The organism is Paraburkholderia sp. RL17-347-BIC-D, from assembly GCF_046027915.1.
Taxonomy (GTDB): domain Bacteria; phylum Pseudomonadota; class Gammaproteobacteria; order Burkholderiales; family Burkholderiaceae; genus Paraburkholderia.
The window spans coordinates 57958-83560 of the sequence record NZ_JARESS010000008.1 but is presented as its reverse complement, the minus strand read 5'-3'; the positions used below and the strand labels follow the sequence as shown (position 1 = coordinate 83560).

The following is a 25603-nucleotide window of genomic DNA, read 5'->3' as shown; positions in this document are numbered from 1 at the left end:
CGTCTCCTGAATCCACGGTCCGCCGCGTTCTTGGGTATCGCGGCTTGTGTTATGTCGACAATGTTATCGATGACGCGCGCCCCTGCTTGCACGAGGCGCACCTCATCGGTACTGCATGTGAGCGCCGTTTTACGACGTCTTCTCGACCGGACGCGCCAGCTCCGCCAGCGTCGCGATGTTGTCCAGCGATTCCATCTGCCATCCCGCTTCCAGCAGCTTCGCGGCGTGCGCGCCGCCCAGAATCGGTTCGACCAGATCGGTGAACTTGGCGGCCAGCTCGGCATTGCTCATCGGCCGATCGATGCTGCCGATTGCGTGCTCCACATGTTTCTCGAGCCGCTCGCCATTGCTTAGCGTGACCGTGATGTGAACGGCGTCGGCCGGCATCGCGGGATCGATCTCGGCGGTGACCTTGTCGCGCAGCCGCACCGTCGCGGCGTCATGAACGGCCGCGTCGCTGTACTGATGCTCGCCGGCGCGACCGTCGATGATCGCCACCGCCGCGGAGTGATAGACGCTGAACTTGCCGTCGAGCCCGGTCTGCGGCGTGCGTTTGCCGGTCAGTTCGAGCACCAGCGGATGCACCTTCAACTGCACCGACGCAATCGCGTCTGCCTTCAGCCCATGTTCGTTGCGCAACTGGATACAGCCGTCGATCGCCGGATGGATCACGATGCCGCACGCAAACGGCTTATACGAGTTCAGCAGACTTTCATGACGTTCGCCCAGCCCGTCCGTGATTTCCGCGTAGTTGCGATGCGTGCTCGTCACGTTCGCCCAGCCGCGTTTCGCTTCGATGCCCTGCTGCGAACTCGTGTAGCCGCGCGCCGCCAGCAACGCCGACACGAGGCCGTTCTGCGCCGCGCGTCCCGGATGGAAGCTCTTGGTCATCGTGCCGAACATCTCGCGCAGGCCGACCGGCTGCGTCGCCGCGAGACCGAGCGCCCAGATCATCTGCTGTTCGTCGAGCCCGAGCAGCTTGCCCGCCGCGGCGGCCGCGCCGAACACACCCGCCGTGCCGGTGATGTGCCAGCCGATGTCATAGTGGTTCGGGTAGACCGCATTGCCGATCCGGCATTCGGTTTCGATGCCGAGCGTCAGCGCGAGAATGAACTCCTTGCCGCTGACCGGCCGATACTCGGCCAGCGCAAGAATTGCAGACGCCACCGGGCCCGCCGGATGGATCACGGTCTTCAGATGCGTGTCGTCGAAGTCGAACACGTGCGAGCTGATGCCGTTGAAGAGCGCTGCGCTCAGCACGTCGACCTTCTCCGTGCGGCCGAGCACTGTCGCCTGCGCCGGGCCGCCGAACGGCGCGAGCGCCGCCATCGCGATCTCGACCGCTTCATGCCGCGACGCGCCGACCGCACAGCCCATCCAGTTGACGAAAGTACGCACCGCATGGTCGCGCACGGCTTGCGGCAGGCTGTCGGCACGCGCGTTGACGAGGTAGCGCGCGAGAGTTTGGGTGACGCGATCGGCTTGGGTCATCGGATCGTAAAGGGTAGTCAGGCCATGAAAAGGGAATCGCCAGGGTACGAGATCGCATTGTACATATTGTCGACAATACGCAAATCATGGCAAATTCTAGTTGCGCGCCTGCGTTGTGGATAGTATGTTGTCGACAATCTTCAAGACGCAATGTGCGTTGTACACTGCCAGCTTTTCCCAACACAGGTCTGTCTATGCCCCGCCCCACCACTTCGCTCGAGTTGCTTCGCTCCGTCACGCTGTCCGGTCTCGTGCAAGAGGAAATTCTCCGTCGCATCAAGACAGGCGAACTCGAGGCCGGCATGAAACTCAATGAGATGGATCTCGCCGACCATCTAAAGATCAGCCGCAGTCCGGTGCGCGAAGCGTTTCGCGCTCTCGAGGAAGCGGGTCTCGTGTGGCTCGAAAAGAATCGCGGCGTCTACATCCGCGAGATTTCCGACGACGAAGCCGCCGAACTCTATGAAGTGCGCGCCGGCCTCGACGAGATGGCCGGTCGCCGGCTCGCATCGAAGATCACCGATACGCAGTTGCAGGAACTGCACGCAATGCTCGATCAGCTCGAAGCCAGTTCGATCCACGGCGAGCTGAACAATTACTTCACGCTGAATATCGCCTTTCACGACCGGCTGGTCGAACTGTCGGGCAACGCGACGATGCTCGGTCTGTACCGGCAAACGATCAACCGTATGCACCTGCTGCGCCGGCGCGGTTTTTCGATTGCGGGCAGCTCGCAGGCGTCGCACACCGAACATCGCCTGATTCTCGACGCGCTCGCGAGCCGCGATCCCGAAGCCGTCGCGACGGCGATGCGCCAGCACGTGCAGGCGGGATTCCAGCGCGCGATCGCCGCGCATAGCGCGGAAGACGCAGCGCCCGCAGCCGCGGCAGGTGACGCCGCCGGCAAGACGGCGCGAGCCACCGTCGCCGAAGGTCCGCACTAAGCCTCAGCGCGCGCCCGAAACGCCCGGCACGCGTGCGACACGGCGGCGCACGCATTTCATTACCGACTTGGAGTGGTCACCCGTATGAGCGTTGAAAAACCAGAAGGACACGGAATCGTTGGCGAAAAACTCGGCGCCTGGATTGCGGACGTGCACGCGTCGGCACTGCCTGCACAGACTGTCGAAATCGCCCGTCTGTTGCTGCTCGATGTGACGGGTCTGTGCATCGCCGGGCGCGACGAATCGTATATCCGCGCGACGCTGCAAGCCACCGATGCAGGCGGCGCCTGCACAGCGCTCGGCCACGCAGGCAGCTTCAGTGCATTCGACGCGGCGCTGATCAACGGCACCGCCGCGCACGGCGAAGATTACGACGATACCTTCGAGGGCGGTCCGGTGCACTCGGGCGCGGTGGTCGTGCCCGCGGTGCTGGCAGCGTGCGAACGTGAAGGTCTTGGTGGCGAAGCGTTGCTGCGTGGCATCGCGGTCGGCACGGAATTGATGTGCCGGTTGAGTCTCGTCGCGCCGCGCGCTATTCATACGGCAGGCTTTCATCCGACAGCCGTGATCGGTGCACTCGCGGCAGCGGGCGGCGTCGCAAGTGCGTTACGCCTGAATCCGCAGCAGGCCACCTCGGCGCTCGGTATCGCGGGCAGCATGGCGGCGGGGATCATCGAGTATCTGGCCGAAGGCACCTCGACCAAGCGGATGCACGCCGGATGGGCCGCGCAGTCGGGCATTCGCGCGGCGCTGATGGCGCGCGGCGGCTTCGACGGCCCGCGTACGGTACTCGAAGGCAAGCACGGTTTCTTCAAGGCGTTCGCGCCGTCTCGCGCGCCGGATTTCTCGCCGGTGCTCGATACGCTCGGCAAGTCGTGGATCATGGAGACGATAGCCTTCAAGCCCTATGCGTGCGGCACGATGACCCAGCCGTATATCGATTGTGCGATCGCCCTCGCGGAGCGCGGCGTGCAGGCGGATCAGATTCGCGACATCGTGTGTGAAGTGGGCGAAGGCACGGTGCATCGGCTGTGGGAAGACCTCGCGGTCAAGCATCGGCCGCCGACTGCTTACGCCGCCAAGTTCAGCACACCGTTCTGCATGGCCGTGGGTTTCTTCGATCGCAAGGCGGGCTTCAGCCAGTTCACCGAAGCGCGCATTCACGATCCGGCGGTGCTCGCGCTGGCCGGCAAGATCCGCTATGTGATCGATCCGGACAACGAGTACCCGAGCAATTTCACCGGCCATCTGCGCGCGACGCTCAACGACGGCACCTTTCAGGAAGTGCGCCAGCCGCATATGCGCGGCGGCGCGCGTGAACCGCTGTCGCGCGCCGAACTCGCGGCCAAATTCACCGACAACGCGCAGCACGGCGGCTGGAGCATCGCACTCGCCGACGAGGCGCGCGTGTGGTGCGAGACGGTATTCAATGAGCCGGCGCTCGGCGCGATCGCGCAGTTCCGGCAATAGACTGGTCAATGCGAACGACGTCCTGATTTATGGGCGTCGTTCGTTGATGACGTGCAGTGCCTTTTTGGCGCAAAGCGGACACCAGTGCCCCTTACGCACGGATACCCGTGGCGCACGGCGCTGCCTATGCGCGCGATGCACACCGCTCAATCCTGCAAGCCGCGCACGTTCCGATACGAACAACGGCTCGAATCGACATAGCGCACGCGAAATTCGACCGGCTGGTCCTTGAACGTGTAAGCCGTGCGCTCGATACGCAACACCGGCGCACCGACTTCGATATTCAGCGCGCGCGCCACCTCTTCGTCGGCAATTGCGCCGCCCAGATCTTCCACCACGCGCACCACCGAAATCCCGAAGTGCTCCTGGTAAAAGCCATAGATGGAACCGCGCCGTGCTTCGAAAATGCCGGGTTCGAGATCCGGGAACACGGCGAGCGGAAACCACAAACGATCCAGCATGACAGGCACGTCGTCATGCAACCGAAGATTGTCGGCGGTGGCCAGCCGTGCGCCGCGCGCGAGCTTGAGCGTCGCCGCAAGCGCCGGGCTCGCGCGCTCCTTGCCGAAGCGCAGCAGGCGCGCGGTGACCTTCATTAATTCGCCGTCTGTATCGACGAAGCTGAAGTAGTGGTCGAACGCATGTTCGTCGGCGAACTTCGCGACGATCGTGCCACGCCCTGCCCGGCGAATCAGCAGACGCTCGGCCACCAGTTCTTCGACCGCGCGGCGGATCGTGCCGATGCCGACGCCGAATTCCTCGGCCAGTTGCGGCTCCGTCGGGATCTTGTCGCCGGCCGTCCATTGGCCGGTACGAAGGCGCTCGAGAATACGGGCGCGGACGATTTCATAGAGCGGTTGCTCTCCCGGAGTACGAAGTCCTGGCATTCAGGTCAGTGTCAGAGTGAAGAAAAGGAATCGGAAAAAGCCGCTCGATGCGCGATGAGATGGCCGCGAGACGCACACATTTCATGCGCTGCCTCCGGTCCGATTCGCGGCCTGCACGGCGAATTCCGGAAGGATACAGGATCGACACCCGCGTGCGTGACTGTGATCGGGGCCATGCCGCTATCGAGCGCGATAACCGGAGACAATCGGCATCGACCCGAACCTATCCATTAATTCGAATCATTCGAATGATTCGATTGACTGCGCCGGCATGTCGTCTTAGACTGATCTTCATCGCGCAACCACGCGCGCTTACATCAGAGGAGATGACCCATGCCGAATTTCATCAAGCACATTGCATTCAAGGTTGAAGACGTCGAGAAGGAACGCGCGTTCTATGAGAACGTGTTCGGCTACAAGCACGTGAACACGGTGCGTCGCAAGGGCAAGAACGGCGATCACATTTCGCATCACCTGACCGACGGTTACATGGACCTGACGCTGATTCACTATGAGAAGTCGGACTCCGATGAAGCAGATTTCGCCGGCCCGGCGCCGTGCATTCACCACATCGGCATGGAAGTGGAAGACCTCGACGCATTCATCGCGCAGATCAAGGAAAACGGCGGCGAAATCCTGACGGCGCCGGGTCATCTGCCGGTCAAGTTCCGTTCGCCGAACGGTCCGGTCGCCGAAGTCGTGCCGATGCAACGCTGGGAAAAGCAGACGCTCGCCGCCGGCGTACACGGCGAAGTACTCGAATAAGTAGGTTCAAGTTCGCGTTTCAGTTCGCATCACACCAATTCATAGCGAACTGTTCGACGTACGGCGACGTGGGGCGATGCCCGCGGCGCCGCGACACGCGACGCAACGGCACGTGCCGTTGCGTGGTCGCAAGGAGGAGACACGATGGAATCGATCCGCCGCCGCAACCGCTTTTCCGCGACGACAGGCGTACTGATTGTCCTGTGCATCATGTCGTTCCTGATGTATGTGGACCGCACCAATATTTCGACTGCGGCTCTCGCGATCCGTCGCGATCTGCATCTGAGCAACTCGCAGCTTGGCATCGTGTTCTCCGCCTTTGCGCTGACCTACGCGCTCGCGATGATTCCAGGCGGCTTTATCGGCGACCGTCTCGGCGCCCGCAAGATGCTCGCCGTATGCGGCGTGCTGTGGGGGCTCGGCACACTCCTCACCGGCTTTGCCGGCGGGCTGGGGACGTTGCTGCTCGCGCGCTTCGTCGTCGGGTTGGGTGAAAGCCCGATCGTGCCGGCATCGGCGCGAGCGCTGACTGCATGGATGGAACCCGAGCGGCGCGGCTTTTCACAAGGCATCACGCATGCCTGTGCCCGGCTGGGCAACGCCTCGACGCCGATTCTCGTCGCCGGCCTGATCACCGCGTTTTCGTGGCACATCGCGTTTATCGTGCTCGGTGCGGCGAGTCTGGCGTGGGTCGTACTGTGGGTCTGGTATTACCGCGACAATCCCGCCGATCATCCGGGTATCACGCCCCAGGACATCGCGCGACTCCCCGCGAAACTCGGCAAGACACGGGTGCCGATGCGCTGGCCGCCGCTGCTGCGCGCGCTGTGGCCGGCTACCGTCGTGAGCTTCTGTCACGGCTGGATTCTGTGGTTCTTTCTGAACTGGATGCCGTCGTTTTTTGCGCAGGCGTATCACCTGAATATCCGGCATTCGGCCATCTTCAGCTCGGGGATTTTCTTGAGCGGTGTGGTCGGCACCACGCTCGGCGGTTCGCTCAGCGATCTGATGCTCAAGAAGACCGGCAACATTCGCCGCTCACGTCAAACGCTGATTACTATTGGTTTTCTCGCGCCGATCGTGTTCTTCGTGCCGATGTTCCTGCACACGTCGTCGACGCTCGCCGCCCTCTCGCTGGCTGCCGCGCTGTTTCTATCCGAACTGGTGACCGCGCCGCTGTGGGCCGTCGCAATGGATCTCGCGCCCAATCACGCGGCGACTTCGAGCAGCATCATGAACACGGGGCTCGGCATTGCGGCATCAGTATCGCCACCGCTCGTCGGCTGGCTGGTCGATACGATGCATTCATGGCAGCCGGTGTTTGCACTGTCGATGTTCTTTCTCGTGCTCGGACCGATTGCCGCGCACTGGATTCGCCCCGACCGCCCGTATCTCGGCGAGCCGGAAGCAAAGACGAACGAAGCCGGCGGCTTTGCGGCGCCGATGGACGCTTATTGAACGCGCCGCCCGGCGATGCACGTCGGGTCGGCAACGAGTTGGGCGCGTCGAACCTCGCGGAGTTCGCGCACGCAATCGCGTGCTAAGACTTCGCAGTGTTCCCGTTGTCGTTCCCGATGACCCCGAACTCGACAGGCGTCTTGACGTAGAACAGATGCACACCATCGGCGCGCAGCCGGTCGAATAATCGATCGGCTTCGTCGCTCGTCATCGCCATCACGACGGACAAAGGCTGGTCCGCCAACTCGAAGAAGTGCGCCGAGTGAATGCGGTGATGCTGGCCGACGCCTTCGCAGCCCGGTATCACGGTCGCACCGCGCAGGCCGAGTTCCCCCGCAAGATGGACGAGCCAATCGGCCAGCGGCTTGCCGTGATGGCGGCGATCCTGTTGGGTGAAGAAGGTGACCTGATAGCCGTTCATGTCGGTGTCTCCTGTCCGCGCCGGATCGCTGTTGATTATTCTTGTCAGTGGAGAAGCGCGGCAATACCTGCGTCGCCTGTTCGGCGCAGTCGTTGGCATCATCAGCCAAGGTATGGAATAAGTGTAGATGCCGGGCTGAACTAGTGCCAGCCCGAGGCGGCTTTCCTCAAGCCGACATTCCCGTGGTCCAGCCGCGGGTTGGAACGCCCCGAGACGCTATGCCCGCGATGCACCCGCCGCTAAGGTTGCCGCGCTGACTGGCACTGCTGCTGCCAGCAGCGCAAGCCGAACAGCGGCACGAGCCCATAAGCATGGTCCAGCATGTCCGACTGCAGGTTTTCGTACGGCTCCCAGTTGGTCTCGTCGAGGTAGAGAAAGATCTCTAGCGCGACGACGGGCTGACTCGATTGCACCTGGCGAATCACGACAGGCATGTCGCGGCGGACGGCCGGATGGTCGCGAAAATGCGCGGTCAGATAGAGACGGTACAGGCCGAGGTTCGTGCGCCGTGCGTCGTCGGGCGCAAATGCCGCGAGCGGCGGGTCGATATTGCTGTGCAGCCGGGCGAGCAGCGCTTCGTCGGGAAAGCGGACCGTGTCGGCGTCGAAATGAATCGAATGCTTGACGCGCCTGCCGCCCGACTCCGTCATGCCACGCCAGTTCTTCACGCCGTTTGTCAGGAGGACGTAGCTCGGCAGCATGACGATCGAGTTGTCGAAGTTCTGCACCTTGATCGTGTTCAGCGCGATGTCGATCACCGTGCCGTCGGCGACGTAGCCGGGCACCTCGATCCAGTCGCCCACTCGCAGCATGTCGTAGGCGGCGAGCTGGATGCTCGCCACGAAGCCGAGCAGCGAATCGCGGAAGATGATGATGAGCAGCGCCGTCATCGCGCTGAGGCCAGTGAGGAAGTAGGCGGGCGAACGCTCCAGCAACACGGAAATCACAGCGATCAGCGCGATCACGTAGAGCACGATGGTGGCGATCTGCAGGAAACTTTTGATCGGCCGCTCGCTCGAGGATGGGAAGTGACTGTAGCGCTCGCTGACACTGTCGAGGAACGCGAGCGCGGCGCGCAGCAACGTGTACACCATGTAGCAGGCCGCCAGCACCGACAGCGGATGCCCGAGCGCCGCGATCATCGGGAACGTGATGCCGGAAAGCAGCGGGCCGGCCGCGTAGACGATCGCGGCGGGCACGAGCGGCGCGAGCCGGTGGAAGACCTTGTGACGCTCGGCGGCTCGCAGCCACTTGTGCCGCTCCTGGCGCGCGAGGCGGCCGACAATCATCAGCATGATCGAGCGCGTCAGGTAGTAGCAGAGCGCGCTCGCCAGCAGAATCGCGAGCAGCAGCGCTATGACGAGCAGTACTGCGACGAATTCGCTGTCGGTATAGACGTGGAAGTGGTGCCAGTCCGGTCCGCCTTCGATACGCAGCATCTTGTCGAACATAGACTCTCCCATTGCCGGCGAACCTGTTTCGCCGGGCAGATCTGGTCTGGCTGTTTGATCGGCGCGCTGTGACGGCGAGCGTGGCGCACGATGCTGCCGGCGTCGCTACTGTGCGAACTCGGCCGGACCGGACGGCGGGCGCATCGCACGACGGCTATTGTGACTCATCAAGATCCCCGCAACTCACGCACTCCCTTACCCAACCGCCGCCGCAGCAACGTTCGCAAAGTGTGACCGTCCGCATACCCGACTTGTTCAGCAATGCGATCGACCGTGAGCTTGGTCGTCTTGAGCAATTGAACGGCACGCTCGATCCGCAGATCCTGTATGTACTCGACGGGCGTTTTACCGAGCACCGCATTCAGACGTCGCGTCAACGTCCGCGTGCTGGTCGCCAATGCATCGGCGACGGCGTCGAGCGAGATTGCCGTGTCGAGACGCTCACGCACCCAACGGTCGAAACGCTCGACGAGCGGGTCCGAATGGGAAAGGTGATCGGAGATCGCATACGCCGACTGCGACAGCCGCGAATCGAAGACGAGGTAACGGGCTACGAGCGCCGCAAGCTCAGGACTGTTGTTGCGGATCAACCAGAGCGCAAGGTCGACGTGGCTCAGGGCCGCCCCTGCCGTCAGCGCGCCGCCGCTGGAAACGACGATCCGATGTGCATCCAGATGCACGTGCGGATAACGCTGCCGGAATAATGGTGAGAGCCACCAGGTGGTCGTGGCTTCGCCACCGTCGAGCAAGCCGCTTTCAGCCAGCACGAACGTGCCCGTACAGGCGGCTGCAACGCGGGCGCCGCCGCTGCGCCACGCACGCAAGGCACTCGACGCATCGATCACATCATCGCGGCCGAGCAAAGGCACAAGCGCATCGGCCGTTATGCGGTTGAGCGCCGGCAAGACGACCCAATCCGGCGCAGGAGCGTCGGACATATCGCAAACGGGTACCTGCATCCCGAGCGCGGTACGCACCTCGGGCCGCAGCCCCACCACGGTAATGTCGAAGCCCGGCGTGGTCATCCCTGTCGCTTGCGCAAGGCCGTTGGCCATCGTCAGGCTATCGAGCACAGTGGTGAGACCTGTGTCGAACACGCCCTCGAGCGCGAGGACAAAAATTCGCATGGCAGAATTGGTACCAAAATTGTCGATTGAGACAGTATTCCCCTGCGCACTCTGTTTGTACAGTGTCACTCACCGCATGAACCCATCACGCGGACACTGGAGAAACGAAGATGATCAAGCACGCTTTTTTTGTCCGACTTGAAGCCAAACCGGGAAAGGAGCAGGCGGTCGCAGACTTCCTTACCAGTGGCCTTGAAATGACCAATCGCGAGGCGACCACGCCGATCTGGTTCGCCCTCAAGTTCTCGCCGACGACGTTCGGCGTCTTCGACGCCTTTGCGAGTGAAGAGGATCGTCAGGCACACCTGCTCGGTAGCATGGCCAACGCCCTGATGGCGCGCGCCGACGAGATGCTGGCAAGCCCCCCTTCCATCGAACCGATCGACGTTCTGGCCATGAAAAATCAACTGCCCTGACCCGTTCGCGCCTCGGCAGCGCACAAACCCGCGCGGGCGGTCTGTCTCCTGTCGATCGGCGTTAGCGCTTTAGTTGTCGACCAGACTTCGCGCTTGGGCGCCCTGCTCTGGTCCCATGCAACATGGGTTGCTGCAACCGCGGCGCCCCGATTCAATCGCATTCATGTAGATGGAGTAACTCGTGTCGATTCATTACAAACTAGGCGTTGTATTCGCTGCCATTGCGTTTTCCAGCGTGTCTTTCGCGCAAACGCCTGACGTCAAACCGGAACGGATTCGTGGCGATATCGTGTCGTTCAAAGGCGAAATGCTGACCGTACACCGGAACAGCGGCGATACGGTGTCAATCGATGTCAAGCCGGACGTCGGCGTGTCGGCTTTCAAGGCCGCCAAACTTGCCGACGCCAAAGTCGGTTCGTACGTCGGGACGCCGGCGCTCACGGGCAGCGATGGAAAATTGACGGCCACTTCGATGATCGTTTTTCCTGAGGCGGCACGCGGTACGGCCGAAGGACATTTCGCCTATGACTTCGGTCCTAACAGCACAATGACGAATGCAAACGTAGTATCGGTTGTCACCGCCACCAGCGGCCGTGAACTGAATCTGTCGTACAAGGGCGGCTCCAGCACGGTGACCGTGCCGACAAACGTGCCCGTCGTGACGCCGGTTCCGGTCAGCAAAGCCGATCTAATCGCGGGAAAGAAAGTTTTCGCCGTGGTGACCCCAGGCGCGAACGGGGTTTATGACGCGCACGTGCTGTTCGTCGAAAAGGACGGCGTGGTGCCGCAGTTCTAACGCATGATGCCGGTCTCCGCTGTGGCCGCTAGTGGCGATGATCTTCCCTGATGGCAGCAAGCGCGGCCGGCCACGGTAGCGGCCTGAATCGTGTTGGAAATCATAGATGACCACGACAGCGGCTACGCGTCACCTCATGCCGTCGACATTCCGATTTTCTTTTCCATTCATTCAACAATCCTAATCCATTGTTGCGCTTCTAATATTCAAGGATTCACCATGCGTTTTCCCGCGTTACGAGCCGCCGCCGTACTCTGCCTGCTCACCACTGCCGTCGCGCCGGCTTTTGCCGCACCCGTTAAGAATATCGTGGTGGTCCACGGCGCCTTCGCCGATGCCGCGGGTTGGCGCCCCGTCTACAACATTCTGACGAAGGATGGCTACCACGTGACACTGGTGCAACAACCGCTGACATCGTTTAACGACGACGTGACTGCCACGAAACGCGTGCTCAGCAGCCTCGACGGTCCGTGTGTACTCGTCGGTCACAGCTATGCCGGCGCGATTATCAGTGAAGCCGGGAACGACGATCACGTGAGCTCGCTGGTCTACATCGCCGCGCATGCGCTCGACGCCGGCGAAACCATGGCGGCCAACGGCAAGAAGTACCCGGGTTCACCCATCTCCATCGTCGGCACGCCGGATAATTTTGTCTACCTGAAACCCGCCGACTATCCGTTGCAGTTCGCACCCGACCTGCCTCGTGCGCAGGCCGAGTTCGAAGCGCATGCGCAGATACCGCTTGCGGCGTCCGAGTTCTCCGCGCAAATTTCCGATCCGGCATGGAAGACAAAGCCGAGCTGGTACATGGTCGCGAAGGCCGACAAGATCATCAATCCGGACCTCGAGCGCATGTACGCGGCGCGCGCTCACGCCAATACGGTCGAGATCAACGGTGCGAGCCATGCGGTGTTCGAATCTCATCCGCGGGAAGTCGCTGCGCTGATCGAACAGGCAGCGCAGCATTCCGGCCAGTAGCGATTGATATTCCGAGCAAGCCGGTGGCTTGACGTTTCCGACGATGCGCAACCTCATCAATCACGAGATCGCTTTGAGCCACGCAACGATTCAACCCGCCTGGGTCCGCATCACCCACTGGATCAATGCACTCGCTGTCGTCCTGATGGTGATGAGCGGCTGGCAAGTCTATGACGCCTCGCCGATCTTTCCGGTCTTGCGATTTCCTTCTGCCATCACATTGGGCAACTGGCTCGGCGGGGCCTTGCTATGGCATTTCGCGGTGATGTGGCTGCTGGTGGCGAATTTCCTCGTCTATATCGGGCTGAATTTCGCCACTGGTCGCCTGCGCCGAAAACTGCTGCCGATCAGCTTTAGATCACTTGCAACCGATCTCGTCGCCGCGCTGCGCGGCACGCTCGGGCATGAGGACCTCACCTGCTATAACGCGGTACAGAAATTCGCCTATCTGGTAGTCATCGCCGATATCGCGGTCGTGGTTCTGTCGGGACTGGCGATATGGAAGTCCGTACAGTTCCCGCTGCTGCGCACGCTGATGGGCGGATACGACAACGCCCGCGTCGTGCATTTTGTTGCCATGAGCGTGCTGGTTGCGTTCTTCGTCGTGCACGTCGTCATGGTGGCGCTGGTGCCGCGCTCCCTGCTCTTGATGATTCGTGGACGCTAGCCATGCCCAGGAAGCCCGATACGTTTCTCTTCTCTCACGCTGAATCCATAATCAAGGACGCGCGCAACGAACTGAAAAATCCGGCCCGCCGGCTGCTTGGCAGGCGAGTTCTCACGCTCGGCGGGTTAGCTTTGCTGTCGGGCTGCGATCTGACCAATGACAAGTCGGTGAACACCATGCTGCGCAGAATGTCGTTCTTCAACGACGAGGTGCAAGCCCTGTTGTTCGATCCGAACGAGATGGCCCCGACCTATCCTGAGTCGATGATCACGCGACCGTTTCCGTTCAACGCGTTCTACGAGGTCGACGATGTGCCCGAAGTCGACGCCGCTACCTACCGGCTCCAGGTGGGTGGTCTTGCGACTGGCAAACGCGTCTGGACGCTCGATGAACTGCGCGCAATGCCACAGGAAAGCCAGATTACGCGTCATATCTGCATTGAAGGATGGAGTGCGATCGGCCGATGGGGCGGCGTGCGCTTCTCCAGTCTCCTGAAGCATTCGGGCGCGGACACCACAGCGAAGTACGTGTCGTTGCACTGCGCGGACAACTACTGGACCAGTATCGACATGCCCACTGCACTGCATGCACAGACGCTGCTTACGCTGACCTACGACGGTCAGGTGCTGCCACCGAAATACGGCTTCCCGATGAAACTACGCATGCCGACCAAGCTCGGTTACAAGAATCCAAAGCATATCGTGGCGATCACTGTGACGAACGAATACCCCGGTGGTTACTGGGAAAACCAGGGCTACAACTGGTTCGGCGGCTCCTGAACGGCACACTTCATCGAACGGCTGGGGCGAATTCGTGCTTGCGCTGATTGAACCGTGCTCCAGCCAGGATGGAGCTTCATTCCTGCTCGATGCCGAGCAGCCGCGCGTCCAGCCGCCGCGCCAGCGCCGCGCCGCCTTCGCGCATCACCGCATCGTGGTTCCATTGGAAAACCGGTCGCAACAACGGCGCCAAGGCATTCATCCATGGGCGCTTCGTATGCACGCACCAGTCATAGCGGACTACAGTCAGAGCGCGTCCATCGGTCGAAAAGCTCCACCGGCCGGCGCCTTCGACATCGCCACTGGCCTCCCCCTCCAGCGCGACCAACGGGTCGACGCGCGTCACCCGCATATCGAACACGAGGCGATAGGGCAACCAGCCTTTCCACGTATAGCGTTGAACGACGCCCACGCCCTGATCGGAACCTGCCTGCAACTGGTCCACGCGCTCGACGTTATGCCACCACTCGGGCCAGCGCGCCGAATCCTGGATTGCCGCCCACACGTCCTGCACTGGCGCATCGATGCGCCAGATGGTGGAAAAGCGGTATTCGACCGTCCGCAAGCTGCCTCCGTTCTTAGTATTCTTCTAGAGATTTTGTCAGATGCTCACTGCACTTGCCATTACCGACGAAACAGCGCCGCGTTTCCCGCTCTCGGGATCTCGCCTGGCGTTAGGGTTCCAGAAACGTATGAGATGAGCGTCGGCCGGAAGCGGACAAACCCGACCGACGCTCTATGGCACACATGATATACGGGGCCTTTTGTCAATCCGTCGTCCCCGCATAGGCGGCTTTCAGCGTGGCGATGTCGAACTTCACCATTTTTAACATGGCGTCGGCAGCACGCGTGGCCTTGGCGGGATCGGGGTCAGCCATCATGTCGAGGATATCGGTCGGAACGATCTGCCACGAGACGCCGAAGCGGTCTTTCAGCCAGCCGCACTCCTCGGGTGCGCCGCCGCCCTCGAGAAGAGCGTTCCAATAGCGGTCAAGTTCTGCCTGGTCGGCACAGTTGACCATCAAGGATATCGAGTGGTTGAACGCGTCGAGTCGCCCCGCGCTCATGGCGATGAAAGGCTGCCCAAAGAGAACAAACTCGACAACCTTCGTGGAACCGGCGCTCGGCACCGCGGTGACCCGAGTGACGCGCGAGTCTGGAAAAATACTCGCATAGAAAGCAGCGGCCTCCTCAGCTTCCGCGGAATACCAAAGAAAAGGCGTGATCTTTTGAATCGTCATGGCAAATCTCCTGTCAGTGGTGGCTGAATGCGGAGGCAAGCCGCATGCTGCCATTGAGACGACGAAGGAAGACCATCAAAATTGACACGGCGGGAAGAAAAAGTTCACTTTTTTATTAGCTTCAGCCATGCGGGTATGACCCCGGTTGAGCAGTTGTTCGTGGCCGCACTCGGCCTCATATGCCGACTCCCGCCGTCTGTCGTCCGATATGACTTATGCTAAGATAAAAGTTCGTACACGAACTAACTTCCAACAAAAAAGCGCCGAACTCTGGAGCGCAACAGGCGAGGTTGAAACATGGATCATCGGCTCGTATATCTGCTCAATGTGGGCCAAAAGCGCCTGAATCGATGGTCGCAGACTCGCACAGCCGCAGGTGGCGTCACCGCAGCGCAGGCGGGACTGCTTTTCTTTCTCGGGAAAAACGACGGCGCCCTCACAAGCGAGGCGGCCGCGGCACTCGATCTCAAGGCGCCGGGAATGAGCGGGTTGGTCGATAGAGTTGAGCGGGCCGGTCTTGTGGAACGCCATTCGGACGAACTCGATCGACGCGCGTCGCGGCTTTGGCTGACCGCCGCAGGACGCGCCGCACTCAAGCGGTCGAAGTCGGGTCTTGCTGAGTTGAATGCACGATTGACGGAGGGATTTACGTCGTCAGAGATCGACGTGGTTGCGCGCTGGCTGACGAGTTTGCAGGACAAGTTTCCCGACGTCGACGAGGAAGCGGCATAGGGTGACACTGAACGCGGCGGCACAGCCGTGCCGCCGTCTTGCTCGGCGGTGTACGCCACTCACTTCATCGCGGAATCTTCGTGAAGTCTGGCCGGCGCTTTTCGGCAAACGCCAGGAATGCTTCTTTCGCCTCAGCACTTGCGAGCCGCTCCACGAATATCGTGGTTTCCCGATCCATCTGGGCCGTCAGTCGCTCTGCGTCCCGCATGAGCCGTTTCGTTGCCGTCAGAGATCCGTAGGGCCTGGTGGCAATTTTCTCGGCAATCCGGCGTGCTTCTGTACGCAGTTTCGCAATGGGGACGAGCCGATTTGCAATACCCCAGGCAACGGCGGAATCAGCCGAAACCGGGTCGCCGAGCGCGAACATTTCGAATGCCCTGACGTGCCCAATCTGTAGCGGCATAAGGTAGCTCGAGGCGGCCTCGGGAACCAAGGCCAGATTCACGAAGGGGGTCATCAATTGCGCCTCTTCGGACAAAAGCACGTAGTCGCAATGGAGCAACATCGTCGTACCGATTCCGACCGCCTTGCCCTGAACAGCGGCCACGATAGGCACTGTCGCGTTAGCCAGGTCGCGAAGAAAGCGGACCACCTGACGTTCCTGTGGACCGTTGCCCGCAGCCTGCATGGCGAATTCCGAGAGATCGTTACCGGCTGTGAACATGTCCCCATCTGACTGAATCAATAATGCGCGAACGTCCTCATCGACATTGGCCCGCTCGACTGCATCCGCAAGCGCGCCATACATCACGTTTGTAATGGCGTTCATTTTTCCTGGTCGCGAGATCGTTACGACCAGCACGCCATTTGCAAGTTCTACATTCACTTCCGCATTCATTGCTTCGTCTCCAAAGATTTGCTCCGGCTATCTACGGGTATGCACGCCTGGGCACATTGGAACGTGTCTAAACGTTCGCATGCGAAGTATATAACATTCGCATGCGAAGTAAACGTCTTTGTCATCGACTGGACATGCGTACAGGAAGCCTCAGCGACGCGCAGGTTGCGCCGAATGCTGCGCTGTTGGTCGCCCGCTCTCCGCCGCTCAATGCGAATGGCGCGGCACTTCCGCGCCCCGGCAGCCCACCAGAAAGTCGAAGTCACATCCCTGATCGGCCTGCAACACGTGCTGAACGTACAGATGCCGGTAGCCGCTCGCGTCGGCGGGATCGTCCTGGCGTGCTTGAGTCCATGCGGCGAGACGCGTGACGAGTTCGGCATCGCTGACGTCGAGATGCAGGCGTCCGGCATCGCAGTCCACTTCGATCCAGTCGCCGTCCTGGACCACCGCAAGCGGGCCGCCCGCGCGAGCCTCGGGCGCTACGTGCAGCACCACCGTTCCGTACGCGGTGCCGCTCATCCGCGCATCGGATATCCGCACCATGTCCGTCACGCCTTGAGCCAGCAGTTTTGGGGGCAGGCCCATGTTGCCGACTTCGGCCATGCCCGGATAGCCCTTGGGTCCACAATTCTTCAAGACCAGCACCGAATCCGCGGTCACGTCCAGGTCGGGTGCACCGATGCGTGCCTTGTAGTCTTCGAAGCTTTCAAAAACCACCGCCCGTCCACGATGTCTGAGGAGCGCGGGTGTGGACGCGGAAGGTTTGAGCACCGCCCCGTTGGGCGCAAGGTTGCCGCGCAGTACGTATAAGCCGCCGTCCGGAAAAATCGGCTTATCGAGCGTGCGGATGACTTCCTCGTTGTAAAGCGGGGCATCCTTGCAGTTGTCCCACAGCGACTGACCATTCGCAGTCAACGCACCCGGATGCAGCAGCAGGCCGCCTTCGCCGAGCCGGCGCAAGACCGCAGGCAGGCCACCTGCGTAATAAAACTCTTCCATCAGGTAGCGGCCCGACGGCTGCAGGTCGACTACCGTCGGGGTACCGCGTCCAATCCGCGTCCAGTCGTCGAGTTCAAGGCTCACGCCGATACGTCCGGCAATAGCCTTCAGATGAATCGCCGCATTCGTCGAGCCGCCGATCGCTGCATTGACGCGAATCGCATTTTCGAATGCTTCACGCGTGAGCAGTGCCGACAGACGTAGATCCTCCAGCGCCATCTGCACGATGCGCATGCCCGACATATGGGCCAGCACATAGCGGCGCGCGTCCACCGCGGGAATCGCCGCATTGTGAGGCAGCGTGACGCCGAGCGCTTCCGCCATGCAGGCCATCGTCGATGCGGTGCCCATCGTATTGCAGGTACCCGCCGAGCGTGACATCCCGGCTTCGGCGGACATGAAGTCGTGCAGCGAGATTTTGCCCGCCTTCACCTGCTCGCTCAGTTGCCAGACGATCGTGCCCGAACCGATATCGCGGCCTTGATGCTTGCCGTTGAGCATCGGACCACCGGTGACGAGGATCGCCGGCACGTCGCAGCTTGCCGCGCCCATCAGAAGCGCGGGGGTCGTCTTGTCGCAACCGGCCAGCAGCACGACGGCGTCGATCGGATTGCCGCGAATCGACTCCTCGACATCCATGCTCGCAAGATTGCGTGTGAGCATCGCCGTGGGTCGCAAGTTCGACTCGCCGTTGGAAAACACCGGGAATTCCACCGGGAAACCGCCCGCTTCCAGCACGCCGCGTTTCACGTGTTCAGCAAGCTTTCGAAAATGGGCATTGCACGGGGTCAACTCGGACCACGTGTTGCAGATCCCAATAATTGGTTTACCGTGAAATTCGTGATCGGGAATGCCCTGGTTTTTCATCCAGCTTCGATACATGAAACCGTTCTTGTCGGCCGACCCGAACCATTGGGCAGAGCGTAGCGGGCGCTTTCCGTTCTTCATGTCCCTCTCCTTCCAGGTGCCAACTCGATAGTAATACTATTAAATCGGTGTATCGTGCACATCATTCCGGCGACACCAGACCAGGTCCGTCATCGTGTTGCGCCGCACCCCGAGCTGCAAATGAAAAAGGCAAAAGCTGCGCGACAGTAATTAATTAGTCAGACTAGTTAAGGGTATACATCGATTAGTGGGCAAAAGTGCGTGATATAGCATTTTCTGAGGGGTAGTCATGCGTACGCGCGTGCACGTGGGCGTTCCGAAAGGAGTGGTGCCCGGCTCCGGTGCCTGTCTTGCCGGAGCTTTTCCTGCTTGCGCCGTTATAAACAGTGAAGTGTTCAACAACTGAGAGACGGGAGACTGAGATGGCGCAAGAAAAGGAAGACAAGGACGAAGTGCAAGGCATGCGTCGGGGATTGCTGCAGGGCGCAGGCCTGTCCGCAGCACTGGCGCTAATGGGTGGAATGGGTGGAATGATCTCGCAGGCCCAGGCGGCGGAAGCAGGTTCGTTCCCGGCGCACAAACGGTGGAGAATCGTATTCGTCAACCATGTCACGACGAATCCGTTCTTCGTGCCGACGCAATACGGCATTCAGGACGCGACCGCTTTGCTGGGCATGGACTATCAATGGACCGGCTCGGCCAATGCCGACATCGCCGAAATGGTGAATGCGGTCAACGCGGCGATCGCCTCGAAAGCCGACGCGATCGCAGTACCGATCGTCGACCCCAAGGCGTTCGACAAACCCATCCAGGCCGCGCTCGACGCCGGCATTCCCGTGTTCGCCTATAACGCCGACGCGCCTTCGGATTCCACGAATCCGCGCCTTGCGTATATCGGCCAGGATCTTTATCTGTCCGGTTATCAGATGGGCGAGCGGATTGTGAGCCTAATCGATAGCGGCCTCGTCGCGCTCTTTATTGCCACGCCCGGCCAGCTCAACATTCAGCCCCGCCTCGATGGCGCGGTGGCTGCAATCAAGAAATCGGGCAAGAAGATCGACGTGCAGACCATCGCAACCGGCGCGACCGTCAACGAAGAACTCTCGAAGATCAAATCGTTCTATCTCGGCCACCAGGATCTCAAAGGCATGTTCGCGGTCGACGCGGGCAGCACCCAGGGCGTCGCCGTGGTCATGAAGGAATCCAACCTGCCGTCCAAAGGCGTTCACGGCGGCGGCTTTGATCTCTTGCCGCGCACGGTCGATCTGATTCACGAAGGCTTCCTCGACTTCACGATCGACCAGCAGCCGTACGTGCAGGGTTTCTATACCGTGGTCGAGGCGTTCACCTTCCTCGCCTCCGGCGGGCTCGTCGGACCGGCCAATGTCAACACGGGTCTGAAGTTCGTCACCAAGGGTACGGTGGATCCGTACCTGAACACATCGACGCGCTATGAAGGCAAGAGCACGAAAGCCCAGATCGTGCCACGCACCGGTGCGATCAAAGGGTGACGTCTTCTGTGACGGACGCCCAGAAAGCCGCCCAACGTCCGAGGCGCCGGTCAGGCGCGCTCGGGCGTTCCAGCGAGATCCGCATCTTTGCGGTGGCGCTCATCCTCTGCATCTACTTCGAGACGGTCAACCATGACTTTCTGCTGACCAGCGCGAGTCTGCAGAATCTCTCGCAGTTCATCGCGCCAGTCGCGATCATTGCCTTTGGCGAAATCATGCTGATGATCGGCGGGGAGATCGATCTCTCCGCCGGGATGGTCTTTGCGTTTGCGCCTTTCATCATGCACTTCGCCATCGAGGCGGGCTTGCCGCCGTGGCTCGGAATGCTCACCGGCGTGGTTGCCGCGGGCCTCGTCGGTCTGATCAACGGCGCCGTGACGGTGTACCTGCGCATCCCCTCGTTCGTGACGACGCTCGGCACGTTGTTCTTCGTGAACGGCCTCACGTTGACGATTTCACGAGGCACGCCGGTTTCGCCGCCGGAAAACTCAGCGTTTGCGGCATTCATGGGCGGATGGGGGTACAGCGAAATCATCTGGACGCTTGTCATTGCCGCCATCATGCATGTACTGCTACGTCACACACGTTGGGGTTTGCATACGATCGCCTCGGGCGCGAATCCATTGGGTGCGAGCGAGGCGGGGATACAGGTCAGACGGCTGAAGCTCGGCAACTTCATTCTTGCCGCGTTCCTCGCCGGCCTGACCGGGATCCTCGAGGGTTTCCGCATCACGTCGATCGATCCGCAAGCGGGCGGCAACCAGATCATGTTTCTTGCCGTCGCCGCAGCGGTGATTGGCGGCACGCCGCTCGCCGGCGGATCGGGCACGATCATCGGCGGGCTGATCGGCGCGGCGGTGCTTGGCATTCTCAACGACGGCTTCACGCTGATCGGCATCAACGCCTTCACCTTCAACATGATTCTCGGCGCGGCGATTCTCGGGGCCATGATCTTCAACATTCACGTGGTTCGTCTCGCACGCAAAGGGGAGCTGTAATGTCCGAAGTGCTGGAGGCGCTGCGCGGTGAAGACATTGTCAAGCGCTTCGGCGCGGTCACCGCACTCGATGGCGTGACGCTCACGCTAAGACAGGGCGAGATTCTCGGCGTACTCGGCGACAACGGCGCAGGCAAATCGACGCTGATCAAGATTCTGACCGGCTTTCATCAGCAGACAAGCGGCAAGCTTTTTGTCGGCGGCGAGGAAACCATGCTTCGGTCGGTCGATCACGCCCGTTCGCTCGGCATTGAATGTGTCTATCAGGATCTGGCGCTCGCCAATTCCCTGAGCATCTATCACAACATGTTCCTGAATCGGGAGATCATCCGTCGAGGGCCGTTTCGCCTGCTGAACAATCGCGCAATGCGTGAGCGCGCGGCGGAGTGTCTCGAAGAAATCGGCGTGCACGTGCCCTCGGTCGACCTGCCGGTCGAGCAGCTTTCGGGCGGGCAGCGACAGGCTATCGCGGTCGCTCGCGCGGTCAATTCGAATGCAAAGATACTGCTGCTCGACGAACCGCTGGCCGCGATGGGCGCCCGCGAGGCTGGACTGATCATCGACCTGATCCTTCGGCTGAAGGCGAAAGGGGGCCTGTCTATCGTCATGATCATGCACAACTATGCGCAGACGCTCGACATCGCGGATCGCGTGATGCTCATGCAACGCGGACGGGTGACCTACCAGCGGGAGGCAGCCAGCACGTCGGTCGAGGAGCTCATGGAGATCGTGCGACGCGAATATCGGGCAATGCGGACAACGACGCATTGATACGCAGCGGCAAGTCTTGCCTCTCGGGTCACTCGCAGTGGCAGCACAGCGACTGCACCTTCAAGCGTCGAAGCCAAACAAGTTGCGAGGCGTAGCCCACAAGACACGCCGGCGTGCGTCCGGATCGGGAATCAGACGCTGGACCAACGTCAGCAAGGGCGCATAGTCCATTCGCACCGGCGAGCGCAGGAACGGCCAATCCGAACCCCACACACAGCGATCCGGCCCGAACGTGCGAAGAATCTGCCGGGCGAAAATCTGCGCGTCTTCGTACGGATATTCGAGCTGCGAAAACTTTTGCAAGCCGGAAAGCTTGACGACCGTGCGCGCGGTGTCGGCAAGACGCAGGAGCGCCTGGAAGCCGGGCTGATTCAAGCCGGCCGCGACATCGGGTCGACCGCAGTGGTCGATCAGCACCCGCGTCGCAGTCCGCCCGATCAGCGGCTCAAGCGCAACCAACTGATCGCCCGTAACCTGTATCTGCGCGAACATATCGAGGTCGGCCAGCGTATTGAAAAGCGCGTCGGCGTCGCTGAGCGCTTCGACACCCTCCATCGCCGGATTGAAGGCGACGCCGACCACGCCCGCGCGCTTCATCTCCAGCAACGCTTCCGGGCTCACCCCGTTGTCCACCACGGCGATGCCTTTGAAGCGATCGCCATAGCATGCAATGGCATCGAGCATGCAGCGATTGTCGGTGCGATAGCCGCTCGTCGGCCCGACCAGCAACGCATGTCGCACGCCACATGCGTCCATGACGTGGACAAACTGCGCAGCGGTGCCGATCTCCTGCATCGATGGCCGGTACGCGGTGTCCGCGCGATAAGGAAAGCGTGCGGGATCGAAAATATGGTTGTGACAGTCGATCTTCTCTTCATCGAAGATATTCATTGCGGCGACTCTCCGAGAGATTCGTGTCGGCGGCGTGCCACTTCAAGCATAGCGCGCGTGCTTCGGTACGCAAGTTCGAGCCGGTCCTTCGCAGGCAGCGACGGCACCGGCATCTCCACGCCCAAGGCCGTGCCGGCAGGCAGCGCGTCCAGCAAGTCGATGAGCGGCAACACCCCTTCGCCCGGCGGCAAACGGCCAGTGCGCGCTTCGAGGATCGTCGCATCGTCACCGACCGGCGCGTGCTGCGACGCGTCGCAAAGCTGCACGGTGCGCACCATCCCCACCGGTAACGCCCGAACGTCGGCCGGACTACCGCCCGAGCGCGCGAGATGCAACGCGTCGACGAGAATCGCGAGGTTGGCGCTGTCCACGCGCTCGACCATCGACCGGGCCTGCTTCAGCGTGCCGACATGGCGCCAGCGCATGAACTCCAGATCGACACGTAAGCCATATTGCGCGGCCAGTTCGCACACGGCCGCGAGGTTGGCGGCAAGCCGCCCGGCGTCGGGATCGTCGCCCGAGACTGTCACGCAACGGGCGCCCAGATCGGCCGCCGCGTCGAACATCGGCGCATAGGACGCGACGTCGATATCGGGCAGCATCGGAATGAACTCGACGTCGTGCACCGTCATGCCCTCGTCGGCAAGCACGCGCCGCAGTACGCGATGCGCTTCGCTGCCCACGATGGACGGGTACGCGATCGCATCCGCGGAGGTCGGGTTCAGCCTCAGCCCCACCGCATCGAACCCCGCGCGCGCCGCTTGCGTGACCCATTCCAGCGGTGTCAGCTCCAGCGCGGTGAGATGCGCGACCGCAAGCTTCGGCGCTTCTGTAAGCGCGCTCAATATGTGGCCCTCCCGCCGGTCAGATCGAACGTGAAGCCGCTCGTAAAGCTGCATTCGGGACTCGCGATCCAGCTAACCATCGCACCGACTTCCTCGATCTGCAGAAAGCGGCCCATCGGAATCTTGGCCTTGCTCGCCTCGATATGCGCGTCGGACATCTCGCTGAACAGTTCGGTTTCGACCATTGCCGGCGCGACGCAGTTGATGAGCACGTTGTCCTTCGCCAGTTCCTTCGCTGCGGCCTTGGTGAACGCGATGACACCCGCCTTCGCCGCCGAGTACCCCGAGATGAACTGAACGCCTTCCTTGCCCGCAATCGACGCCACGTTGACGATGCGGCCGCCGCCGCGCGCGCGCATATGCGGAATGGCGACGCGGCAGCAGTAAAACACGCTGTTCAGATCCACGGCGATCACACGTTGCCATGCGTCCACCGGATATTCCCAGCACGGCGCCACCGGTCCATTGATCCCCGCGTTGTTCACGAGAATATCCACTTGTCCGAGATTTTCGAGCGTGGCCGCGAAGGCCTGTTCGACCGAGTTCATGGAAGCGACGTCCACCTGCTGAACGTGGTCGGGCGCGAAGCCCAGACGTTGCGCGCCGCAGTCGTCCACGTTCAGGTCCCACACCGCCACGCGTGCGCCGTCCGCTTTCAGCTTTTGCGCGATGCCCAGGCCGATGCCACGCGCGGCGCCCGTGACGATGGCCACTTTCCCGTCGAGAGAGCGAGTCATATTCAATTTATTCCTTTGCTTGAAGAATGTCGTTTTGCAGTTCGATGCGCCTGATATCGCCAACGACGAAGATGTATGAAAGCGCGCCGACCAGCGTGACCGCCGAGATGAAGGCCAACGCATAGACGAACGAGCCCGTCGCGTTGACGATCAGGCCGATCACCAGCGGCGTGACGATCCCCGCTGCATTGGCGAACAGATTGAAGATGCCGCCGCTCAAACCGAGCAGACCCTTTGGTGCGATGTCCGAGACGATCATCCATGCAAGCGCCGACATCCCTTGAGCAAAGTACGCAATGCAAAGAATCGCGATGACGGTTGCAGTGGACTCGACATAGTTCGCAAGGACAATGCTCGACGCAGCGAGCAGGCCCACGATCACCGGCAGCTTGCGCGACCAGTTCAGGGAGATGCCCCGGCGCAGCATGGCGTCGGAGATCCAGCCTCCCGCGAGCGTACCCACGGACGCGGCGATGAACGGCAGCACCGCGATCAGCCCGACCTTCAGCCACGGCATGTGACGCTCGGTGACGAGGTAAGTCGGGAACCACGTCAGAAAGAACACGTTGGTCGAATTGCAGGCGAACTGGCCGAGACAGATGCCGAGCATGCTGCGCCGCTTGAGAAGCGCGCCGATGTCGGACCAGCGAAAGTGCGTGGCCTGCTGGCTTCCGTCGACCACGCCGCCGCCATCCGCGATGTAATCGAGTTCGGCGCGATTCGCGCGCTTCGACTGATGCGGCTCGTGAAAGCGCATGAGCCAGATGCCGCCGAACACGACCCCGACCGTGCCGACGATGCCGAACAACGCACGCCATCCATAGCGTTGTTCCAGCCAGAACAGGAACGGGCTCAGGAAAGCGAGGCCGACGTATTCCGCGAACGTGTAGATGCCGGTTGCGCGGGCGCGCTCGCTCTGTGGAAACCAGATCGCGACCACGCGGCTGTTAGTCGGAAAACAGGGTGCCTCGGCAATGCCGATCAGCAAACGCATGATCAGCAGCGAGACGAAACCTGTCGCCAGCCCCTGCAATCCCGTGAAAAGAGACCACAGCGTGAGTGCGAAGAAATACGTCCAGCGGGTTCCGACGCGGTCCAGCATCACGCCGCCGGGAATCTGCGAAGCCGTGTACGTCCACGAAAACGCTGAGAAGATCACGCCCATCAGCGCGGGATTCAAGCCGAGTTCGTGACTCATGCTCGGTGCGGCAATGCCGGCGACGCTGCGATCCAGATAGTTGATCATCGTGCCGACCGCCAGCAGCGCGAGTATGCCGAAGCGGGCGCGGGTCCGCCGCGCGGTCGTGGCAACGTCGATTGCCGCGACTCCAGACTGAGTTGCCTGATTCATCTTGTCTCCATCCTGTCTGCTCTTTGTCTCGAGTGCACTATGCAACGCGGGAGACGGGCTCCCGTTGAGCAGATACTAGATAGTTGCCGCAAGCTTGTCGTATGCCGAGTTTCAGCTACCCTATAACTTTTGGTTAATATCCCCGGATA

At 61.4% G+C, this 25603-nt stretch carries 27 protein-coding genes; 14 read left to right on the top strand and 13 right to left on the bottom strand.

Annotated features, from left to right (window positions below):
- Positions 1–129 precede the first annotated feature (129 nt).
- Positions 130–1491: an MmgE/PrpD family protein gene (locus P0D96_RS13390; protein ID WP_408313777.1), complete on the bottom strand. Its 1362-nt coding sequence runs from the start codon at positions 1489–1491 to the stop codon at positions 130–132.
- 194 nt (positions 1492–1685) lie between these two features.
- Here P0D96_RS13390 and P0D96_RS13385 point away from each other — a divergent pair, with 194 nt between their 5' ends.
- Positions 1686–2435, top strand: a complete 750-nt coding sequence (locus tag P0D96_RS13385) for an FCD domain-containing protein (protein WP_408177719.1) — start codon at positions 1686–1688, stop codon at positions 2433–2435.
- An 84-nt stretch (positions 2436–2519) separates the two neighbouring features.
- Positions 2520–3905: an MmgE/PrpD family protein gene (locus P0D96_RS13380; protein WP_408177718.1), complete on the top strand. Its 1386-nt coding sequence runs from the start codon at positions 2520–2522 to the stop codon at positions 3903–3905.
- Between the two features lie 146 nt (positions 3906–4051).
- Here the strand turns inward: P0D96_RS13380 and P0D96_RS13375 are convergent, their stop codons facing one another.
- A complete protein-coding gene (locus P0D96_RS13375) occupies positions 4052–4792 on the bottom strand; it encodes a GntR family transcriptional regulator (protein ID WP_408177717.1) in 741 nt (246 codons plus the stop codon).
- A 333-nt stretch (positions 4793–5125) separates the two neighbouring features.
- On the opposite strand from P0D96_RS13375, the gene P0D96_RS13370 reads away from it, so the two are divergent.
- Positions 5126–5557, top strand: coding sequence for a VOC family protein (locus P0D96_RS13370; protein ID WP_132381618.1), 432 nt, complete (start codon positions 5126–5128; stop codon positions 5555–5557).
- Positions 5558–5701: 144 nt separating this feature from the next.
- Positions 5702–7015, top strand: a complete 1314-nt coding sequence (locus P0D96_RS13365) for an MFS transporter (RefSeq protein WP_132381616.1) — start codon at positions 5702–5704, stop codon at positions 7013–7015.
- An 82-nt stretch (positions 7016–7097) separates the two neighbouring features.
- Here P0D96_RS13365 and P0D96_RS13360 read toward each other — a convergent pair whose 3' ends face one another.
- Entirely contained in the window at positions 7098–7436 is a 339-nt protein-coding gene (locus P0D96_RS13360; RefSeq protein WP_132381614.1) for a DUF190 domain-containing protein, read from the bottom strand.
- Here P0D96_RS13360 and P0D96_RS13355 point away from each other — a divergent pair.
- Positions 7435–7557 carry a hypothetical protein gene (locus P0D96_RS13355; RefSeq protein ID WP_408313774.1) on the top strand — a complete coding sequence of 41 codons (123 nt, stop codon included), beginning with the start codon at positions 7435–7437 and terminating at the stop codon, positions 7555–7557. The two genes, P0D96_RS13360 and P0D96_RS13355, sit on opposite strands and share 2 nt — an antisense overlap.
- A 118-nt stretch (positions 7558–7675) precedes the next feature.
- On the opposite strand, the gene P0D96_RS13350 is transcribed toward P0D96_RS13355, so the two are convergent.
- Both P0D96_RS13350 and P0D96_RS13345 read right to left on the bottom strand, forming a co-directional pair.
- Entirely contained in the window at positions 7676–8887 is a 1212-nt protein-coding gene (locus P0D96_RS13350; RefSeq protein ID WP_408313772.1) for a mechanosensitive ion channel family protein, read from the bottom strand.
- A gap of 167 nt (positions 8888–9054) precedes the next feature.
- Positions 9055–10014, bottom strand: a complete 960-nt coding sequence (locus tag P0D96_RS13345) for a GlxA family transcriptional regulator (RefSeq protein WP_132381610.1) — start codon at positions 10012–10014, stop codon at positions 9055–9057.
- 110 nt (positions 10015–10124) lie between these two features.
- On the opposite strand from P0D96_RS13345, the gene P0D96_RS13340 reads away from it, so the two are divergent.
- The 5 genes from P0D96_RS13340 to P0D96_RS13320 all read left to right on the top strand — a co-directional run bounded on the left by P0D96_RS13340 (position 10125) and on the right by P0D96_RS13320 (position 13650).
- Complete coding sequence (locus tag P0D96_RS13340) at positions 10125–10430, top strand: putative quinol monooxygenase (RefSeq protein WP_408177714.1); 306 nt, start codon at positions 10125–10127, stop codon at positions 10428–10430.
- Positions 10431–10611: 181 nt separating this feature from the next.
- The gene (locus tag P0D96_RS13335) at positions 10612–11226 is read left to right on the top strand and encodes a hypothetical protein (protein WP_408177713.1); all 615 of its coding nucleotides are present in this window, start codon (positions 10612–10614) and stop codon (positions 11224–11226) included.
- 219 nt (positions 11227–11445) lie between these two features.
- Positions 11446–12204, top strand: a complete 759-nt coding sequence (locus P0D96_RS13330; protein WP_408177712.1) for an alpha/beta fold hydrolase — start codon at positions 11446–11448, stop codon at positions 12202–12204.
- A 43-nt stretch (positions 12205–12247) separates the two neighbouring features.
- On the top strand, positions 12248–12871 hold the full coding sequence (locus P0D96_RS13325) for a cytochrome b/b6 domain-containing protein (RefSeq protein WP_408290122.1): 624 nt from the start codon (positions 12248–12250) through the stop codon (positions 12869–12871).
- A 2-nt stretch (positions 12872–12873) separates the two neighbouring features.
- Positions 12874–13650, top strand: a complete 777-nt coding sequence (locus P0D96_RS13320; protein ID WP_408290124.1) for a molybdopterin-dependent oxidoreductase — start codon at positions 12874–12876, stop codon at positions 13648–13650.
- A 76-nt stretch (positions 13651–13726) separates the two neighbouring features.
- Here the strand turns inward: P0D96_RS13320 and P0D96_RS13315 are convergent, their stop codons facing one another.
- Both P0D96_RS13315 and P0D96_RS13310 read right to left on the bottom strand, forming a co-directional pair.
- The gene (locus P0D96_RS13315; RefSeq protein ID WP_408290126.1) at positions 13727–14215 is read right to left on the bottom strand and encodes an SRPBCC family protein; all 489 of its coding nucleotides are present in this window, start codon (positions 14213–14215) and stop codon (positions 13727–13729) included.
- A 202-nt stretch (positions 14216–14417) separates the two neighbouring features.
- Positions 14418–14891, bottom strand: coding sequence for a VOC family protein (locus tag P0D96_RS13310; protein WP_408313770.1), 474 nt, complete (start codon positions 14889–14891; stop codon positions 14418–14420).
- 297 nt (positions 14892–15188) lie between these two features.
- On the opposite strand from P0D96_RS13310, the gene P0D96_RS13305 reads away from it, so the two are divergent.
- Complete coding sequence (locus P0D96_RS13305; protein ID WP_132381596.1) at positions 15189–15623, top strand: MarR family winged helix-turn-helix transcriptional regulator; 435 nt, start codon at positions 15189–15191, stop codon at positions 15621–15623.
- A 64-nt stretch (positions 15624–15687) separates the two neighbouring features.
- Here the strand turns inward: P0D96_RS13305 and P0D96_RS13300 are convergent, their stop codons facing one another.
- Positions 15688–16461 carry an enoyl-CoA hydratase gene (locus P0D96_RS13300; RefSeq protein ID WP_408313768.1) on the bottom strand — a complete coding sequence of 258 codons (774 nt, stop codon included), beginning with the start codon at positions 16459–16461 and terminating at the stop codon, positions 15688–15690.
- A gap of 207 nt (positions 16462–16668) precedes the next feature.
- On the bottom strand, positions 16669–18411 hold the full coding sequence (locus tag P0D96_RS13295; protein WP_408313767.1) for an IlvD/Edd family dehydratase: 1743 nt from the start codon (positions 18409–18411) through the stop codon (positions 16669–16671).
- A 362-nt stretch (positions 18412–18773) separates the two neighbouring features.
- Here P0D96_RS13295 and P0D96_RS13290 point away from each other — a divergent pair, with 362 nt between their 5' ends.
- The 3 genes from P0D96_RS13290 to P0D96_RS13280 are packed head-to-tail and all read left to right on the top strand — an operon-like array spanning position 18774 to position 21630.
- Entirely contained in the window at positions 18774–19862 is a 1089-nt protein-coding gene (locus tag P0D96_RS13290; RefSeq protein WP_132381590.1) for a sugar ABC transporter substrate-binding protein, read from the top strand.
- Positions 19859–20860 carry an ABC transporter permease gene (locus P0D96_RS13285; RefSeq protein ID WP_408177704.1) on the top strand — a complete coding sequence of 334 codons (1002 nt, stop codon included), beginning with the start codon at positions 19859–19861 and terminating at the stop codon, positions 20858–20860. Before P0D96_RS13290 ends, P0D96_RS13285 begins: the two co-directional genes overlap by 4 nt.
- Positions 20860–21630 carry an ATP-binding cassette domain-containing protein gene (locus tag P0D96_RS13280; protein WP_408177703.1) on the top strand — a complete coding sequence of 257 codons (771 nt, stop codon included), beginning with the start codon at positions 20860–20862 and terminating at the stop codon, positions 21628–21630. The genes P0D96_RS13285 and P0D96_RS13280 overlap by 1 nt, the downstream gene beginning before the upstream one ends.
- Positions 21631–21690: 60 nt before the next feature.
- On the opposite strand, the gene P0D96_RS13275 is transcribed toward P0D96_RS13280, so the two are convergent.
- The 4 genes from P0D96_RS13275 to P0D96_RS13260 are packed head-to-tail and all read right to left on the bottom strand — an operon-like array spanning position 21691 to position 25454.
- Positions 21691–22521 carry an amidohydrolase family protein gene (locus P0D96_RS13275; RefSeq protein WP_408313764.1) on the bottom strand — a complete coding sequence of 277 codons (831 nt, stop codon included), beginning with the start codon at positions 22519–22521 and terminating at the stop codon, positions 21691–21693.
- Complete coding sequence (locus P0D96_RS13270; RefSeq protein WP_408313762.1) at positions 22518–23366, bottom strand: sugar phosphate isomerase/epimerase family protein; 849 nt, start codon at positions 23364–23366, stop codon at positions 22518–22520. Before P0D96_RS13270 ends, P0D96_RS13275 begins: the two co-directional genes overlap by 4 nt.
- Positions 23363–24103 (bottom strand): SDR family NAD(P)-dependent oxidoreductase, encoded by a 741-nt coding sequence (locus P0D96_RS13265; RefSeq protein ID WP_408313760.1) that lies wholly within the window; start codon positions 24101–24103, stop codon positions 23363–23365. Before P0D96_RS13265 ends, P0D96_RS13270 begins: the two co-directional genes overlap by 4 nt.
- A gap of 7 nt (positions 24104–24110) precedes the next feature.
- Positions 24111–25454, bottom strand: coding sequence for an MFS transporter (locus tag P0D96_RS13260; RefSeq protein ID WP_408290140.1), 1344 nt, complete (start codon positions 25452–25454; stop codon positions 24111–24113).
- Between the last annotated feature and the right edge of the window lie 149 nt (positions 25455–25603).

Coding starts and splice junctions, on each gene's coding strand:
- P0D96_RS13325 (WP_408290122.1), top strand. CDS start 12,248: ATGCGCAACCTCATCAATCACGAGATCGCTTTGAGCCACGCAACGATT.
- P0D96_RS13350 (WP_408313772.1), bottom strand. CDS start 8,887: ATGTTCGACAAGATGCTGCGTATCGAAGGCGGACCGGACTGGCACCAC.
- P0D96_RS13290 (WP_132381590.1), top strand. CDS start 18,774: ATGGCGCAAGAAAAGGAAGACAAGGACGAAGTGCAAGGCATGCGTCGG.
- P0D96_RS13370 (WP_132381618.1), top strand. CDS start 5,126: ATGCCGAATTTCATCAAGCACATTGCATTCAAGGTTGAAGACGTCGAG.
- P0D96_RS13360 (WP_132381614.1), bottom strand. CDS start 7,436: ATGAACGGCTATCAGGTCACCTTCTTCACCCAACAGGATCGCCGCCAT.
- P0D96_RS13300 (WP_408313768.1), bottom strand. CDS start 16,461: ATGAATGCGGAAGTGAATGTAGAACTTGCAAATGGCGTGCTGGTCGTA.
- P0D96_RS13310 (WP_408313770.1), bottom strand. CDS start 14,891: ATGACGATTCAAAAGATCACGCCTTTTCTTTGGTATTCCGCGGAAGCT.
- P0D96_RS13260 (WP_408290140.1), bottom strand. CDS start 25,454: ATGAATCAGGCAACTCAGTCTGGAGTCGCGGCAATCGACGTTGCCACG.
- P0D96_RS13295 (WP_408313767.1), bottom strand. CDS start 18,411: ATGAAGAACGGAAAGCGCCCGCTACGCTCTGCCCAATGGTTCGGGTCG.
- P0D96_RS13380 (WP_408177718.1), top strand. CDS start 2,520: ATGAGCGTTGAAAAACCAGAAGGACACGGAATCGTTGGCGAAAAACTC.
- P0D96_RS13320 (WP_408290124.1), top strand. CDS start 12,874: ATGCCCAGGAAGCCCGATACGTTTCTCTTCTCTCACGCTGAATCCATA.
- P0D96_RS13375 (WP_408177717.1), bottom strand. CDS start 4,792: ATGCCAGGACTTCGTACTCCGGGAGAGCAACCGCTCTATGAAATCGTC.
- P0D96_RS13345 (WP_132381610.1), bottom strand. CDS start 10,014: ATGCGAATTTTTGTCCTCGCGCTCGAGGGCGTGTTCGACACAGGTCTC.
- P0D96_RS13265 (WP_408313760.1), bottom strand. CDS start 24,103: ATGACTCGCTCTCTCGACGGGAAAGTGGCCATCGTCACGGGCGCCGCG.
- P0D96_RS13365 (WP_132381616.1), top strand. CDS start 5,702: ATGGAATCGATCCGCCGCCGCAACCGCTTTTCCGCGACGACAGGCGTA.
- P0D96_RS13390 (WP_408313777.1), bottom strand. CDS start 1,491: ATGACCCAAGCCGATCGCGTCACCCAAACTCTCGCGCGCTACCTCGTC.
- P0D96_RS13305 (WP_132381596.1), top strand. CDS start 15,189: ATGGATCATCGGCTCGTATATCTGCTCAATGTGGGCCAAAAGCGCCTG.
- P0D96_RS13355 (WP_408313774.1), top strand. CDS start 7,435: ATGTCGGTGTCTCCTGTCCGCGCCGGATCGCTGTTGATTATTCTTGTC.
- P0D96_RS13340 (WP_408177714.1), top strand. CDS start 10,125: ATGATCAAGCACGCTTTTTTTGTCCGACTTGAAGCCAAACCGGGAAAG.
- P0D96_RS13280 (WP_408177703.1), top strand. CDS start 20,860: ATGTCCGAAGTGCTGGAGGCGCTGCGCGGTGAAGACATTGTCAAGCGC.
- P0D96_RS13385 (WP_408177719.1), top strand. CDS start 1,686: ATGCCCCGCCCCACCACTTCGCTCGAGTTGCTTCGCTCCGTCACGCTG.
- P0D96_RS13275 (WP_408313764.1), bottom strand. CDS start 22,521: ATGAATATCTTCGATGAAGAGAAGATCGACTGTCACAACCATATTTTC.
- P0D96_RS13330 (WP_408177712.1), top strand. CDS start 11,446: ATGCGTTTTCCCGCGTTACGAGCCGCCGCCGTACTCTGCCTGCTCACC.